This window comes from Sedimentibacter hydroxybenzoicus DSM 7310 (genome assembly GCF_013403245.1).
Classification (GTDB): Bacteria; Bacillota; Clostridia; order Tissierellales; family Sedimentibacteraceae; genus Sedimentibacter; species Sedimentibacter hydroxybenzoicus.
Genome location: NZ_JACBNQ010000065.1, coordinates 1 through 1,095 on the forward strand (window position 1 = coordinate 1; position 1,095 = coordinate 1,095).

Annotated in this window: 1 protein-coding gene; it reads right to left on the reverse strand. The window is 33.4% G+C overall.

From position 1 onward, the window contains the following. Positions 1-170: 170 nt before the first annotated feature. On the reverse strand, positions 171-1,095 hold a 925-nt coding region (locus HZF24_RS18755; protein ID WP_179239889.1), incomplete at its 5' end, for a transposase.

Here is a 1,095-nt window from a genome sequence, read left to right on the forward strand (position 1 = left end):
TTTGAGTTTCCGCAAAAGCAAATAAAATTATAAAAAAAGATTGAAAGAAAAATAAAAAAGAGCAAACAGAAGCAAAGGACATAGAAAAATATAAATTAAAGCAAAAAAAGGCACAATGAAACAAGCCAAAGAGGAAAATAGGCTTAAGTAAAAATATTGAGATAAAGAGGCTAATAAATAAGCTTAATGCAAAGCTGACGAAATTTGGTTCGAGGTTTAGGCTTGAACCATAACCTTACCCCTTCCTTAGCGTATGAAAGAATACCGGATATGCCCTTAGCCAACCGATAATAGAAAAAACGAACCTTTTCTTTAATAGGATTAGCTGTTTGAATGATAGAGGATTTAAGAGCATTAGCATCAGATTTCAAGGAAATTAACGATAGGAAAGCCATGCAAGCGGAAATGTAGAAATTGAGAGCATTGATAGCTTTAAGCTTTCTTACACGAAAATTTTCAAACTGGAATACTTGCTTTTTAGCACGGAAATATTCCTCAATACGCCAACGGGAAAAATACAATCTTGCAATACGAACAACATCATCTTTAGACTTAAGTATCTTATTAGTAGCAAGCATCATTGGGTTATCAGAGAGACCATAAACAAGAACAAGATATATATCTTTCTTTGAAGCAGTAATTTGTACTTTAACGTGAGATAGATAAGCGTCCTGCTCCTTGCCATGATAGCAAACAGGTGTTTTAATTTTACCTTTACGCATATTTCTAAGTTGAGTAGCAGGAACCCATTTTTTATGGAAAAAGAGCTTTCTCTTTGCAGTAAGACGAATAACATAATCCTGTTCTAATTCATCCAACTTAAGAAACATTTTGTTGTCGTCATAACCTCTATCCATAACAAAAGTAGCTTTACCAAAGAGGTCTTTACCACGCTGCATAGCCTGAAAGGTAATAGTATTAGCAGAAGTATAATTTTTTTGTTGGGATGAATGTATTTTAGAGAAAATACTTACGGGATGATTACTCTTGGTAATGGCACAGGCTTCAGTAACATGATAACCTTTATCATATACATTTTTAGAATTACTGCTTTTAGAACCATCGCGAACAATACCGATATCTTCAAACTTATGA